This window comes from Acutalibacter sp. LFL-21 (assembly GCF_025630755.1).
GTDB lineage: Bacteria > Bacillota > Clostridia > Oscillospirales > Acutalibacteraceae > Acutalibacter > Acutalibacter stercoravium.
In genome coordinates this window covers 222,538-235,793 of sequence record NZ_JAOTNT010000003.1, presented here as the reverse complement: position 1 = coordinate 235,793, position 13,256 = coordinate 222,538, and the positions used below count along the sequence as shown (strand labels likewise).

The following is a 13,256-nucleotide window of genomic DNA, read 5'->3' as shown; positions in this document are numbered from 1 at the left end:
GCGGGCATGCATAATGGGCCAAAGGGTCTGCTATGCTAGTAACAGCAAAACGCCCGGGAAGAACCCGGGCTGAGAAAGGAGCGAGACGCAATGTGCGGTATCGTAGGATATATCGGAGAGGAGCAGGCGGCTCCCATCCTCTTAAACGGCCTGCAGAAGCTGGAGTACCGGGGGTATGACTCCGCCGGTGTGGCGGTGTACAACAGTACCGGCCTGCATGTGGTCAAGTCCAAAGGGCGCTTGAGCGTGCTGGAGGGCATTTTGGAGGGAGGCAAAAGCCTGCCCGGCACAGTGGGCATTGGTCATACCCGTTGGGCCACCCACGGCGCCCCCAGCGATGTAAACTCCCACCCTCAGGTCAGCGATGGGGGCAAGTTCGTGGTGGTGCACAACGGCATCATCGAAAACTATCTGGAGCTGAAAAACCGCCTGATGGGCCGGGGGGTGGAGTTCGCCTCGGATACGGACACCGAGGTGGTGGCCCAGCTGCTGGAATATTACTATACAGGGGATGTGCTGGAGGCCATCCAGAAGGTCATTGCCCGGGTAGAAGGCAGCTATGCCCTGGGCATCCTCTGCGCGGATTGCCCGGAAAAGCTGTTCGCCGTGCGCAAGGACAGCCCCCTCATCATTGGCGTGGGCCAGGGGGAGAACTTCATCGCCAGCGATGTGCCCGCCATCCTCTCCTACACCCGGGACATCTACCGCTTGAAGGACCGGGAGATCGCCGTCCTCACCCGGGAGTCCATTGCCTTCTACAACCAGGAGCTGGACCCCATCCAGAAGGAGCCCGAGCGCATCCAGTGGGACATTGACGCGGCGGAAAAGGGCGGCTATGAGCACTTTATGATGAAGGAGATCTACGAGCAGCCCGAGGCCCTGCGCAAGACCATCTCCCCCCGCATCCGGGAGGGAAAGATCGTCCTGGATGACATCACCCTCACCCGGGAGCAGATCCAGAACATCCGCAAGGTGTGCATCGTGGCCTGCGGCACGGCCTACCATGTGGGCGTGGTGGCCAAGTATGCCTTTGAGCGCCTGCTGAAGATCCCCCTGGAGGTGGATGTGGCTTCCGAGTTCCGCTATCGGGAACCCATTTTAGATGAGAACACCCTGGTCATTATCATCAGTCAGTCCGGCGAGACAGCCGACACCCTGGCCGCCCTGCGCATGGCCAAGGCCAAGGGCTGCCGCATCCTGTCCATCGTCAACGTGGTGGGCAGCACCATTGCCAACGAGAGCGACGACGTGCTGTACACCTGGGCCGGGCCGGAGATCGCCGTGGCCTCTACCAAGGCATACAGCACCCAGCTGGCGGTGATCTATATGATCGTGCTGTACATGGCGGACCAGCTGGGCAGCGTTTCCCAGGAAGAGATGGCCCAGTACATGGCAGACCTGCAGCGCCTGCCGGATCTGGCGGCGGAGTGCCTGCAGGACAAGGAGACCATCCAATACTTTGCCTCTCAGTACTTCAATGCCCACGACATGTACTTTATCGGCCGCAACGTGGACTACGCCGCCAGCCTGGAGGCCAGCCTGAAGCTCAAGGAGATCAGCTACATTCACTCCGAGGCCTACACCGCCGGCGAGCTGAAGCACGGCCCCATCTCCCTGATCGAGGACGGCACCCTGGTCATCGCCATTGCCACCTATGAGAAGCTGTTCGACAAGATGATGTCCAACGTGCGGGAGGTGAAGGCCCGGGGCGCCGTGGTGCTGGGCATTACGGTGCAGGACAAAGAAGAAGCCCTGAAGCAGGAGACGGACTTCCAGTTCTGCGTGCCCAAGATCACGGACTTTATGCTGCCCAGCCTGTCCATCCTGCCCCTGCAGCTGTTCGCCTATTATGTGGCCAGCATGAAGGGCTGCGATATCGACAAGCCCCGCAACCTGGCCAAGTCTGTCACCGTGGAATAAGAGAAATTTGAAAGGGGCCGTCCGGCAGGGCGGTTCCTTTTTCATGCCGGAAAAATTTCTTCCCTTTTTAGGAAAGCTGTGGTATACTGATTGCAATTTTTCAATTGGAAAGGGTGGCTTTGCATGAGATTGGTCCCTCTATGGGAGGCGGATGAGGAACGAGCCTACGATTTGCAGATGAGCTTCCTCCCAGAGGAGAATGGGTTCGTTAACACGGCCCGCGGCCTGGATCGGGAGGGGTTTGGGGCCTATGTCCAGCTGCGTAAGCGAAATTCCCAGGGCCTTGACCTGCCGGAGGGCTATGTGCCTGACACAGTCTATGTGCTGGAGAACGATGACGGGGACTATGTGGGCCTGGTGAACCTGCGCCACCGCCTGAACGACGCCTTGCGGCAGGGTGCGGGCCACATCGGCTATGGGATCCGCAAGGAGTACCGGGGCCGGGGATACGCCACGGCGGCTTTGGCACTGGCCTTGAAGGAGGCTTGGAAGATCGTTCCCGAAGAGGAGATCTACCTCTCTGTTCACAAGGATAACCCCGCTTCACTGAAGGTGCAGCTCCGCAACGGCGCCCGGGTGGACCATGAGGACGGCGTGGAGTACTATACCCGCATCCCCCGCCCCTGAAGCGAGCTGCCGGGCTTGCGAAAAGACAGGGAGTGTGGTAGAATAGCCCTACAACAAGCCAAAGGGAAAGGGAAGGGATACACATGGCAAACAACGCCCACGAGCGGGTAGTGGTGCTGGACTTTGGCGGCCAGTACGCCCAGCTCATTGCCCGCCGGGTCCGGGACCTGGGGGTCTACTGCGAGATCAAAAGCTATAAAACCGATCCGGAGGAGCTGCGGGACTGCAAGGGCATCCTCTTTACCGGGGGCCCCAACAGCGTCTACGCCCAGGACGCCCCCCTGTGCTCCAAAGAGGTCTTTGAACTGGGCATCCCCGTGCTGGGCATCTGCTATGGCGCCCAGGTGATGGCCCATCTGCTGGGGGGCACGGTGTCCTCCAGCGAGGTGCCGGAGTTCGGCAAGACCATGACCCAGTTCAAGAACGATTCTCCCTTGTTCCAGAACGTGGGGGAGAGCGTCTGCTGGATGAGCCATAACGACTACATCTCCCAGCTGCCCGAGGGCTTTACCGCCTCCGCCTGGAGCGCCCACTGCCCCGCCGCGGCCATGGAAAACCGGGAGAGAAAGCTCTATGCCACCCAGTTCCATCCCGAGGTAGAGCACACCCAGCAGGGCCAGCAGATGTTCCACAACTTCCTGTACAACATCTGCGGCTGCGCCGGTGACTGGGAGATGAAGTCCTTTGCCCAGGAGACCATCGCCGCCATCCGGGAGCGGGTGGGGGACAAAAAGGTCCTCTGCGGCCTCTCCGGCGGGGTGGACTCCTCCGTGGCGGCCATGCTGGTGCACAAGGCCATCGGCAAGAACCTGACCTGCATCTTCGTGGACCACGGCCTGCTGCGCAAGGACGAGGGCGACATGGTGGAGCAGGTGTTCAAAAAAGAGTTTGACATGAACATCATCCGCGTCAACGCGGCGGACCGGTTCTTCTCCAAGCTCTCCGGTGTCACTGACCCGGAGCGGAAGCGGAAGATCATCGGTGAGGAGTTTGTCCGCGTCTTCGAGGCGGAGAGCGAGAAGCTGGGCAAGATGGACTTCCTGTGCCAGGGCACCATCTACCCCGACGTGGTGGAGAGCGGCACCGGCCAGGCGGCCGTCATCAAGAGCCACCACAACGTGGGCGGCCTGCCGGAGGATATCGGCTTTGAGGGCCTGGTGGAGCCCCTGCGGGACCTGTTCAAGGACGAGGTGCGCCGCGTGGGGCTGGAGCTGGGCATCCCCTCTCAGCTGGTGTGGCGCCAGCCCTTCCCGGGCCCCGGCCTTGCGGTGCGCATCATGGGCGAGGTCACCCCGGAGAAAGTGAAGCTTTTGCAGGAAGCTGACGCCATCTTCCGGGAAGAGGTGGCCAACGCCGGCCTGGAGCGCAGCGTGAACCAGTACTTTGCCGTGCTCACTGCCAACCGCAGCGTGGGCGTCATGGGCGACGGCCGCACCTATGGGGTCACCGTGGCCCTGCGCGCCGTGACTACCACCGACTTCATGACAGCCGACTGGGCCCACCTGCCCTATGATTTGCTGGGCCGCACCTCCAACCGCATCATCAACGAGGTGGAGGGCGTCAACCGCGTGGTGTACGATATCACCAGCAAGCCGCCCGCCACAATAGAGTTCGAGTAAGTAAAAAGTGGATATGAGAGCCCGCAAACCCGCATAGGCACTGGGTTTCTGGATTTCAGATTTCCCCTTTGATAGCAGATTGATAGCACCCGTCAATTTCAGAGTTATTCTGGTGATTTGGGTGGCTTGCGAATACGCAGGATTTTTATTCTAAGAGAAAAGGTCTAACTGATTTTTGCTGATCAGTTAGACCTTTTTTATGTTATTCATAAGTAACGTTTGATTGTTTCATATGTTGAACGGAGCTGGTTATAATGAGGCCAATTTTTATCCAGCCCCTGGTGCCAATAAATCTCAGCATGGCTAGTATCAAATTGTCGATAGTAGTCAGACATTGGGCCGATATATATAGGATTATCACATTTTAACGGAGTGTTATGAAATTTAAACTGATCGCAAGTTATATCAATGATAACCCCCTTTACGAGCAACCAGGCATGAGATTGGCGGTCGTCTGGATAGTTGGGGTCATCTGCATAATAAATTCCGCTGACAAGCTCAATAGGCCCTATGTGGTTTTCAATTAAATATTGAGCGAGCATATCGCTGGTATTTCCACATTGACCGATTGGAAATTTTCTGAAAAATTCACCGGGTTCGTTGTTATCTTTGGCTCTCTCAATGGCATTACGGAATTTATAAACTAATTTTTTAAGAGTCATTAGAGCCCTCCTTTAGGGTGTCAACAACCCGGTTGCTGAAGTGCTGAGATGGCACCTTCACATGAGTCTGAGCCTTGTCAAACTCCGGGTAGTGGTAACGCCAGCGGTCGTACTCATCCTGAGAGATCTCTCCAGCCTCCAGCTTGGCAGCCTGCTCCCGCCAGGCCCAGAGCATCTCGTGAAGTCTAGCAGCATCCTTATTTTTGCGGAAATCTACCTGCAGGGAGAGTACACCATCCTGTTCTGTGACTTTCAGCCCGTAGTTGTCCTCCAGGGCAAACAGGGTGTGCATGAGGCCAACGTAGGAGTCTATATCCGGGACAGAGAGTGCGTGCGGGGAAACATCCAGTACCTGGGCCAGGGCAGCCGTCAGCTCTGCTTTTGGGGTTCTTGATCCGGTCTCATACTGAGCCAGGCGCACATCGGCGGATTTCTCGGGGAAGCCCACGGCCATACCCAGATATTTCTGTGTCATCCCTCGCAGCAGACGGAAAAAGTGGATTCTCTCACCGATGGCCATACGTCCAACTCCAATCTATGATTGTCTTTATAGTGAACATAGCATATTTGCTTAGAAAAGTCAAGAGAATCTAAACAAATTTATTTAATAATATTTTTCTGAAAAGGCTTGAACTAAGCTAATATGTATAGTATTATAAAAACACTAAGCATAAAAGCTTAGAAATCATAGTGCATAAAATGGACCGTCCGATTTCTGGGTACAAACGAGATAAGGTGATGGCCATAAGCAAGGAGGCATGTATGGAACGCAACAACCGCAAGCCGCAGTCACGAACAACAGAGAAAGGAAGGTACTTATCATGGCAAACCAGATTTTTATGCGTGTTAACGAAGTGGCCGAGGAATTGGGTGTATCGATACCCTACGCCTACAAGCTGATCCGCCAGTTGAATGAGGAATTGGCCAAAACTGGGTGCATCACAATTTCCGGGCGGATTGACCGCAAGTTCTTCCACGAGAAGTTCTACGGTACAAGAACTGAGAAAGACTGAAAGGAGGGAGTGATTATGGCAGCGTTTAAGAACAAGAACAACGGTACCTGGTATGTGCAGTTCCGCTATACCGACTGGAAAGGTGAGCGGCAGCAAAAACTCAAGCGTGGGTTTGCCACCAAGAAGGAGGCTCTTGCCTGGGAACGTGAGTTCCTGATGCAGAAACAGGCGGATATCGATATGACCTTTGAGAGCTTCGTCGAGCTGTATGAGAAGGATGTCAAACCAAAGCTGAAGCTCAATACCTGGCTTACAAAGGAGAGCATCATCAAAAAGAAGATCCTGCCTTATTTCGCCAAGAGAAAACTGTCGGAGATTACAGCCAAGGATATTATCCACTGGCAGAATGAGATCCGAGAACTGACGGACTGGCACGGAAAGCCACTTTCCAAAACCTATCTGAAAACGGTTCACAACCAGCTCAGCGCCATCTTTAATCACGCAGCTCGCTTCTATGGCCTGAACATCAACCCGGCTAGACAGGCGGGAAATATGGGGACGGAAGAACGGAAAGAGATGCTGTTCTGGACCAGGGAAGAGTATACCAAGTTCTCCGAGGCTATGATGGATAAACCGCTGTCCTTCTATGCCTTTGAGATGCTTTACTGGTGTGGCCTCCGAGAAGGAGAGCTGCTTGCTTTGACCCCGGCAGATTTCAATTTTGAAAAGCGCACGGTCAGCATCAATAAGTCCTACCAGAGACTGAACAAGCAGGATGTGATCACAGATCCCAAAACGCCGAAAAGTAACCGGGTAATTCAGATGCCGAAATTCCTCTGTGACGAGATCCAGGATTACCTCAAGCAGCTTTATGGTGTACAGCCGGATAGCCGGATGTTTCCCATCAGCAAAAGTTATCTCCACAGGGAAATGGATCGGGGATGCAAGGCAACTGGTGTGAAACGGATTCGCATCCACGATTTGAGACACCCTTATGTCAAGCCCACGACAAAAAAATATTTATTTTTTCTTGTCCCCATGATCCAGCTTTCTTGATAGGGATTTTGCCGCCTCCCGTTTCTGTTCGGCGGCAAAAAAAACATGAAGTCGTTCCTTTTCTTCCGGCAGCATACAGCCAAAAGTTGTGTTGCCTTTTCTGTAATAAAACGCAATCCGCATAATCAATCCCTTTCCCTCATTTGTGAGCTGCAAAACTGTCCCTTATCTTAAATTCAACATCCACCCGTTTATCAGGGTAAACATAAATCTTATCAATCAGAAGATCAACCAATTCCGAAGTCAGCCCATCGCTTTCCGTCAGCATCCGGGAAATATCCATCTGCTGGCGCTGGTGCTGCCGTTCTTCCTGTTCGGCTTCAAGACGGGCCATGACAACCGCTTTGGTATTCTGCACTTCCAACAGCCTTTCACTGATCTGCTCTTTTTGCTCCTTATATTTCGGGAGCGGAATCCCCCCGGAAACAAGCGATTCATACAGCTTCCGCTTTTCTTCCTGCAGTTCAAAAATCTGCCGGTCAAAGTCAGCTTGACGTAAAGCAACGGTATCTACCTTACAGAGATCCGCTAAGCTGTCAACGCCAAATGCTACCTGGAACTGTTTGCACAGTAATTCATAAACAAGCTGGTTCAGTTCTTTTTCTCGGATATGAATATTATAGCAGTCCAGTGAAGGAATCGTGCTGGAAAAGCGGCACCGGTAAGATGTCCCGTTTGCCAGGTGCAGGGCATGTTTACAGCATCCACAGATAACCTTCCCACGCAGGAGATAGTTGTGCTTTTTCCTGTTTGGAATCTTAAAACGCTGAATAGAGGCATTGGCCTTTGAAAAGATTTCCTCATTCACCAGCGGTATATGATGGTTCGGTATTTTGATCCAGTCGCTTTCCGCTTTGCTCCGCATCTTGTGGCCGCCAATTTCCGTAACCTCTCTTTTGCCAATCACATAAGTGCCCATATATCGTTCGTCAGCAAGAATCCGAAGCACCGTAGAATTACACCACATTCCGTGAGTTCTTGAAACATCGTGTGTCTTAATTCCTTTTCGGGCCTTATGTTCTCCGGGCGTGGGAATCTGCTGACGGGAAAGCTCCCGTGCAATATCGGCTGCGTTCATGCCATTTACGGCATATTCAAAAATTTTCTGGACTACTTCGGAAGTCTCCTGGTCCGGCACCATCCGTCCGTTTTCCCCTTTGCGATAACCGTAAGGGCAGATTTTACTTTGGTATTCGCCACGCTGGAATTTCAGGTATTTGGCCGTTTTGGTCTTTACCGACATATCACGGCTGTAATACTCACTGATTAAATACTTGAAGGCGACTTCCATACCTCCGGTATCACCTTTTAACTTTTGGGTGTCAAAATCATCATTGACAGAGATAAAGCGGGTATGAAACAGCGGAAATACCCGCTCGATAAAGTAGCCGGTTTCCAAACTGTTGCGACCAAACCGGGAAAAATCTTTTACCATGATACAGTCAATCCGATTGGCCCGTACCAGGTCAAGTAATTCCTGCACCGCAGGGCGCTCGAAGTTTGCCCCGCTGTACCCGTTATCTACAAACTCCATAAGTTCCGCATTGGCATATTCAGGCAGTTCAGAGGCATATTCCCGAAGGATGCTTCGCTGGCTGGAAATACTCATACTATCTGTTTTGGCGTCCTCTAAAGAAAGACGGATATAAAGAGCAATTATATACTTTTTCATTCTGCCGCCGCCTCCTTAAACGCCTCAAATTCCGTACGGAATGTAAATTTTACATCTACCTGTTTATTCGGGTAGACCGTGATCCGCTCAATCAAACGCTCAATGAGAGCGGCAGTCAGGGAGCCTCCGGCCAAAAGTTCCTGCTCGTCTTTTTCCAGGTCCTTGCACTTTTCGGTCTGTTCCTGACGGACGGCAGACTGGTTTTCATAAAAGGAAAGCTCTTTTTGGGCCGCCTGCATCTGTTCTTCGTAAGTCGCTTTCAAAACGAAATATTCTTCGCTGTCAATCGCTCCGTTCATCAGACTTTCATAAAGAGTTTGCAAAAACTCACGACTTTGGTTAAGCTGTAACTTTGCCCGGTTGATTTTCTCACGGGTGGCAGCCTCTTTTTCCTGTTTTTGAATGTTGTCGTTCAGAAGCAGCGCATAATCCCCCAGAACGGCGGCTAATTCCCTTTTAAGAATGTCCAGCACCGTTGCGATCAGCTCGGTTTCGCTGATGGAAACACCAGCGCATTTATCTTTATGTACCCTGGTAGGGGTCAGGCAGTGGAAGCGATATGAACCATTGCATTGTTGGCGTTGCCGGTGCAGGCTTCTCCCGCAGTCTCCACAGAAAATCCGCCCCTTGAAAATATTGGGCGTATATGGAATAACCGGGTGCTTCTTGCTTTCCTCGGCCACTTCTGCCCGGTACTTCTGGACAGCATCAAAAATCTCTCTGGAAACAATAGGCTCATGGGTGCCAGTAACCACAATCAGGTTTTCCTCGCCTGCGGGCACCTGCCGGTGAAGAACTGTTTTGGTCCGCCCCTGCACCATGTCACCAGTATACTTATCTTCCTGCAAAATTTTAGAAACCGTCCAGGTCTGCCAGTAACCACGACCAGCCAATGCCTGATGGGTGATCTCTCCGGTCTGCATTTTATACTTTCCTGGGGAGGGATAGCCACCCTCATTAAGCAGCAATACAATCCGATTGAGGGGGACTTTTTCATAAGCCCACTGGAAAATCTGGCGTACCACAGGAGCCGCCACAGGATCAATAATCAATTTGTGGCAGTCATCAGGGTCTTTCATATATCCAAATGGCGCCCTGCCACCCACATACTTGCCCTCTTTCATATCTTGACGGGCCTGAGCTTTTATCTTGCGTCCTATGTCCAGCGCATAGGCTTCGTTAATCATATTTTTCAGCGGAAGAATAATACCACCGTGGAGATTATCAGGGTTTTCAGAGTCAAATTGATCCGTAACGCTGATGAACCGGACATTATGGGAAGGAAAATACCGCTCAATGTAATATCCCGTGTCAATGGCATTGCGTCCCAGGCGCGACAGGTCCTTGACGATCACACAGCCCACTTTGCCGGATTCAATATCCGAAAGCATCCGCTGGAAGCCGTCGCGGTTAAAATTCGTGCCTGTTGCTCCATTGTCGATATAGATGTCGTAAAGTCGCAGTTCTGGTTTCCCAAATAAAAATTTTTCAAGAACCAGCTTTTGAGTTTCGATAGAATTTCCACGTTTATTGTTATCCTCCACAGACAGCCGGATATACAGCGCCGTGCTGATAAACGGGGAAGCAGGCATGGCAGCCTGCGCCATAGTATGTTTTCTGCTCTTTCTCGCCATTTCAGACCACCATCCTTTCCTGTACCGGCGTAATCAGGGCGAGGGCTTTTTCATATTCGTCCTGATAATTAAATTGAATCTGCAATTCGTCTTTTCCAAGCACTGTAATCACCTGCACAAGCTGGATCACCGCCTTGCGGTCCAGTTCTTCCAGATCGGAAAAACGCCTGAAATTCTCAATCCAACGATTCCGCTCACTCCGGTTTTCCATTACATCGGTCCGTTTTTCTTTAAGGGCGGCAACCGCCTGTTCCAGTTGGGTGATACGGGCGCTGTAACTGCTTTTGTTATAAAGGAACTCCGACTTGTCCAGAAAGCCGTTTACCATGCTCTCATACAGTTTCATCTTATATTGACGGATCTGCTCCAACTGCTGCTCATTCTGGGCGATCTGCCGCGAATATTCTTTGATAAGCTCACGGTTGATACGGCTCTGGTCTATGTCGGATAAGATTTCATCCAGAGAGACTACATTGGCAATAAACCCTTTCAGACTGTCCCGCACGCACTCCATCAGCTCATGTTCCTTTACCATGACCGGATGGGCGCAGCCGTTCTTCTTTCCGGTAGGACAATAGTAATAGTGATACTCTTTGTCTTTGTAGCGGTTGGTTTTGCGTACCATCCGGCTGCCGCAGCAACCGCAGACCAGTATGCCGGAAAACAGATAGACTTTATCTTTTTGGGGAGATGTACGGGTGTCCAGGTTGCGAATCCTTTGCACCAGGTCAAAATCATTCCGATCAATAATGGCTTCGTGAGCATTTTCCACGCGAATCCACTCGGAGGAAGGGCGGCTCTCCATCTCTTTCAGCTTAAAGTGCTGAGAACCTTTTCGACCCTGGACCAGTGTGCCGGTATAGGTTTCATCCTGCAAAATCCGGGTGACGGTATTTGCCGACCACCGGCAATCCTTCCGGTCTGTATAGCCTTTCTTGGCATGGGGAAGACCATAATACTTTTTATATGCCAGGGGAGAGAGTGTACCCAGCCGGTTCAGCTCATTAGCGATGGCGTAGGGGCTGAATCCTTCCAGTCGCATCCTGAAAATGCTCCGCACCACCTGGGCAGCATATTCGTCTACCACAAGAAGATTATGGTTATCTTCGGATTTACGATAGCCGTAAACCGGGAAAGCTCCAACGAAATCCCCATTCTTACGCTTAGTTTCCAGGGAACTTCTCGTTTTGATGGAAATATCCCGTGCGTAGGCTTCATTCATAATGTTCTTTACTGATACAGTCAGGTCATCGCCTGCGCTCTCATTGAGAGTATCAATATTGTCATTGATGGCAATAAACCTCACGCCATAGGCCGGAAAGACACGGCGCATATAGCGGCCAGTCTCAATATACTCACGGCCAAGACGGGAAAGGTCTTTGACGATGACACAGTTGATCTTTCCCTCCATGATGTCATCCATCATTTCCTTAAAAGCCGGACGGTCAAAGATAACCCCGCTGTACCCATCGTCTACCTTTTCGGAAACCAGCTCGATCTCCGGGTGACGGCTCACGAAATCTTCGATCAGCTTTCGTTGATTGCCGACACTATTGCTTTCGTTTGATTTGTCATCCGTGTAAGATAAGCGGATGTATTTGGCAGCTTTATAAACCTGCATAGAAAAACACTCCTTTCATCACGGAAAAATCCCCGCAATTCAAGGAGTGCAGTCTGCGTATCGGTATTCAATTCCTTTTCCATGTTTATTATAACGCTCCATGCGGGAAAAATCAGCCCCCAAAATAAAAAATATCAATAATTTTCAGCGTAGGATTCCGCGGAGGCATTCTTCCAGGGTAGCGCCTCCCTGGGAAAAACTTGCCCTGACAACAAATCCGCCGCATTTGAAATGATACGGGTCCCGGATCTGCCGAATAAACTCGGCAATCCTTTCTTCTCGCGGCAAATCCTTATTAACAGATACATCCCGGATGTCGGCAAGTTTATCTGCCTCCGGTGTTTGAATGACCGTATATGCCGGTGTGTGACTCATAACAGCAGCTCCTTTCCTTTCATACTGAATCATCAAAATCACATGAATAAGGCCGGACACACTGAAAGAGCGGCCCGGCCTCATGGTATCTGATTTCGATTTTATAGAAATCCATGCCGCTGCTCAAAAATCAAAACAACGGCATGGATGTTCTTAGGTTACTGCCGTATTTGCCACGCCCCCCGGCAGGCCCGTTTTCGGGCCGGGGATGCCACAGGCTGCGGTCAGCTTTACCGCATCATAGCCCTGCTTATGCCGTCGCTTCGCCAGAGCTAACGAACACAGAAGGGACTCCCCCCAAGTCTTTGACGGGTCGTGAGAAAGTATCATTGTGCCCTGTATCGGTCATCGCGCCTGGCCTGCCACAGCTAGGTCAATGGATTGCGTAGATCGCTCGGACGGCTGGGCTTCACCACCTCCTTAAAGCCGTCTGTCATCGCGCCGCTCCATTTGCCGCTCGGAATACAGGGAAAGTACCTATGGCACCGTATATTCAGTTGTCAAAGAACAAGCGAGGGATGTGGCAGTTATGACAGTATTTCAGTTGGGCGGGCCAGAACGTGTGTTACCGGCCACACCCATTAGGCTTGTCCCGCCGAATATGTCCCTCTATTATTCATTTCATTTTTAGGCGTTTTTTTCGGGGTCTGACTCCATTTTTTTCAAAATTTTTTTCAGACGCCGAAGCCCTCTCTGGATTCCTTCATGCACAGAGCTGACGCCGGAACCTTCACTTTTTGCAATTTCCGATATACTCATGCCGAGAAGAAAATGAGAAGTGATCCGGTTCCGCTGTTTTTCAGGCAAGGAAGCAATCGCCTGGTATAGCCGATCATTTTCTTCTTTCTGCTCCAAAATATCAGCCGGTGTCAGAACAACCACCAGGGCGTCGCGCTCCACATTGACATCGTAATCCAGAGAAAAGTATGCTTTATGCCGGTATGTACGCAGAAAAGAAGCTGCATCAGCCAGCTTAAGTTCCCGGAGAAGATCAGCCACTTCGTCCGGCACCTCAACAATAACGTCCTGTGTATAAAACGGGTAATATTCCCGCAGATTGATTTCTTTCATGGTAATCCTCCAATTTCGATTTTTGAGTGGGTTGACGAGCAAATCG

The 13,256-nt window shown here is 51.6% G+C and carries 12 protein-coding genes; 5 read left to right on the top strand and 7 right to left on the bottom strand.

From position 1 onward, the window contains the following. Window positions 1-90 precede the first annotated feature (90 nt). The 3 genes from glmS (at window position 91) to guaA (ending at window position 4,166) form a co-directional block, all read left to right on the top strand. Window positions 91-1,920 carry a glutamine--fructose-6-phosphate transaminase (isomerizing) gene (glmS, locus tag ODJ80_RS05105; protein WP_263041193.1) on the top strand — a complete coding sequence of 610 codons (1,830 nt, stop codon included), beginning with the start codon at window positions 91-93 and terminating at the stop codon, window positions 1,918-1,920. Window positions 1,921-2,043: 123 nt separating this feature from the next. Continuing rightward, window positions 2,044-2,547: a GNAT family N-acetyltransferase gene (locus ODJ80_RS05100; RefSeq protein WP_263041192.1), complete on the top strand. Its 504-nt coding sequence runs from the start codon at window positions 2,044-2,046 to the stop codon at window positions 2,545-2,547. Between the two features lie 83 nt (window positions 2,548-2,630). Continuing rightward, entirely contained in the window at window positions 2,631-4,166 is a 1,536-nt protein-coding gene (gene guaA / locus ODJ80_RS05095) for a glutamine-hydrolyzing GMP synthase (RefSeq protein ID WP_263041191.1), read from the top strand. Between the two features lie 206 nt (window positions 4,167-4,372). On the opposite strand, the gene ODJ80_RS05090 is transcribed toward guaA, so the two are convergent. Continuing rightward, entirely contained in the window at window positions 4,373-4,828 is a 456-nt protein-coding gene (locus ODJ80_RS05090; RefSeq protein ID WP_263041190.1) for a hypothetical protein, read from the bottom strand. Then, window positions 4,818-5,348 carry a helix-turn-helix domain-containing protein gene (locus tag ODJ80_RS05085; protein ID WP_263041189.1) on the bottom strand — a complete coding sequence of 177 codons (531 nt, stop codon included), beginning with the start codon at window positions 5,346-5,348 and terminating at the stop codon, window positions 4,818-4,820. The genes ODJ80_RS05090 and ODJ80_RS05085 overlap by 11 nt, the downstream gene beginning before the upstream one ends. A gap of 301 nt (window positions 5,349-5,649) precedes the next feature. Between ODJ80_RS05085 and ODJ80_RS05080 the strand changes: the two genes are divergently transcribed. Then, window positions 5,650-5,841 carry a transcriptional regulator gene (locus ODJ80_RS05080; RefSeq protein WP_040917605.1) on the top strand — a complete coding sequence of 64 codons (192 nt, stop codon included), beginning with the start codon at window positions 5,650-5,652 and terminating at the stop codon, window positions 5,839-5,841. 15 nt (window positions 5,842-5,856) lie between these two features. Beyond that, window positions 5,857-6,837, top strand: coding sequence for a tyrosine-type recombinase/integrase (locus ODJ80_RS05075; protein WP_263041188.1), 981 nt, complete (start codon window positions 5,857-5,859; stop codon window positions 6,835-6,837). Between the two features lie 139 nt (window positions 6,838-6,976). Here the strand turns inward: ODJ80_RS05075 and ODJ80_RS05070 are convergent, their stop codons facing one another. From ODJ80_RS05070 to ODJ80_RS05050, 5 genes are all read right to left on the bottom strand, one after another. Next, window positions 6,977-8,509 carry a recombinase family protein gene (locus ODJ80_RS05070; protein WP_263041187.1) on the bottom strand — a complete coding sequence of 511 codons (1,533 nt, stop codon included), beginning with the start codon at window positions 8,507-8,509 and terminating at the stop codon, window positions 6,977-6,979. Next, window positions 8,506-10,143, bottom strand: a complete 1,638-nt coding sequence (locus ODJ80_RS05065; protein WP_263041186.1) for a recombinase family protein — start codon at window positions 10,141-10,143, stop codon at window positions 8,506-8,508. Before ODJ80_RS05065 ends, ODJ80_RS05070 begins: the two co-directional genes overlap by 4 nt. Before the next feature lies 1 nt (window position 10,144). Further along, window positions 10,145-11,764, bottom strand: coding sequence for a recombinase family protein (locus ODJ80_RS05060; RefSeq protein ID WP_263041185.1), 1,620 nt, complete (start codon window positions 11,762-11,764; stop codon window positions 10,145-10,147). Window positions 11,765-11,908: 144 nt separating this feature from the next. Further along, the gene (locus tag ODJ80_RS05055; protein ID WP_263041184.1) at window positions 11,909-12,139 is read right to left on the bottom strand and encodes a DUF6870 family protein; all 231 of its coding nucleotides are present in this window, start codon (window positions 12,137-12,139) and stop codon (window positions 11,909-11,911) included. A 627-nt stretch (window positions 12,140-12,766) separates the two neighbouring features. Next, window positions 12,767-13,210: a sigma-70 family RNA polymerase sigma factor gene (locus ODJ80_RS05050; protein ID WP_263041183.1), complete on the bottom strand. Its 444-nt coding sequence runs from the start codon at window positions 13,208-13,210 to the stop codon at window positions 12,767-12,769. Window positions 13,211-13,256 lie beyond the last annotated feature (46 nt).

Bases quoted from the DNA above. Each gene is read 5' to 3' on its own strand.
- ODJ80_RS05080 (WP_040917605.1), top strand. From the start codon at position 5,650: ATGGCAAACCAGATTTTTATGCGTGTTAACGAAGTGGCCGAGGAATTG.
- ODJ80_RS05060 (WP_263041185.1), bottom strand. From the start codon at position 11,764: ATGCAGGTTTATAAAGCTGCCAAATACATCCGCTTATCTTACACGGAT.
- ODJ80_RS05055 (WP_263041184.1), bottom strand. From the start codon at position 12,139: ATGAGTCACACACCGGCATATACGGTCATTCAAACACCGGAGGCAGAT.
- ODJ80_RS05065 (WP_263041186.1), bottom strand. From the start codon at position 10,143: ATGGCGAGAAAGAGCAGAAAACATACTATGGCGCAGGCTGCCATGCCT.
- guaA (WP_263041191.1), top strand. From the start codon at position 2,631: ATGGCAAACAACGCCCACGAGCGGGTAGTGGTGCTGGACTTTGGCGGC.
- ODJ80_RS05100 (WP_263041192.1), top strand. From the start codon at position 2,044: ATGAGATTGGTCCCTCTATGGGAGGCGGATGAGGAACGAGCCTACGAT.
- glmS (WP_263041193.1), top strand. From the start codon at position 91: ATGTGCGGTATCGTAGGATATATCGGAGAGGAGCAGGCGGCTCCCATC.
- ODJ80_RS05090 (WP_263041190.1), bottom strand. From the start codon at position 4,828: ATGACTCTTAAAAAATTAGTTTATAAATTCCGTAATGCCATTGAGAGA.
- ODJ80_RS05050 (WP_263041183.1), bottom strand. From the start codon at position 13,210: ATGAAAGAAATCAATCTGCGGGAATATTACCCGTTTTATACACAGGAC.
- ODJ80_RS05070 (WP_263041187.1), bottom strand. From the start codon at position 8,509: ATGAAAAAGTATATAATTGCTCTTTATATCCGTCTTTCTTTAGAGGAC.
- ODJ80_RS05075 (WP_263041188.1), top strand. From the start codon at position 5,857: ATGGCAGCGTTTAAGAACAAGAACAACGGTACCTGGTATGTGCAGTTC.
- ODJ80_RS05085 (WP_263041189.1), bottom strand. From the start codon at position 5,348: ATGGCCATCGGTGAGAGAATCCACTTTTTCCGTCTGCTGCGAGGGATG.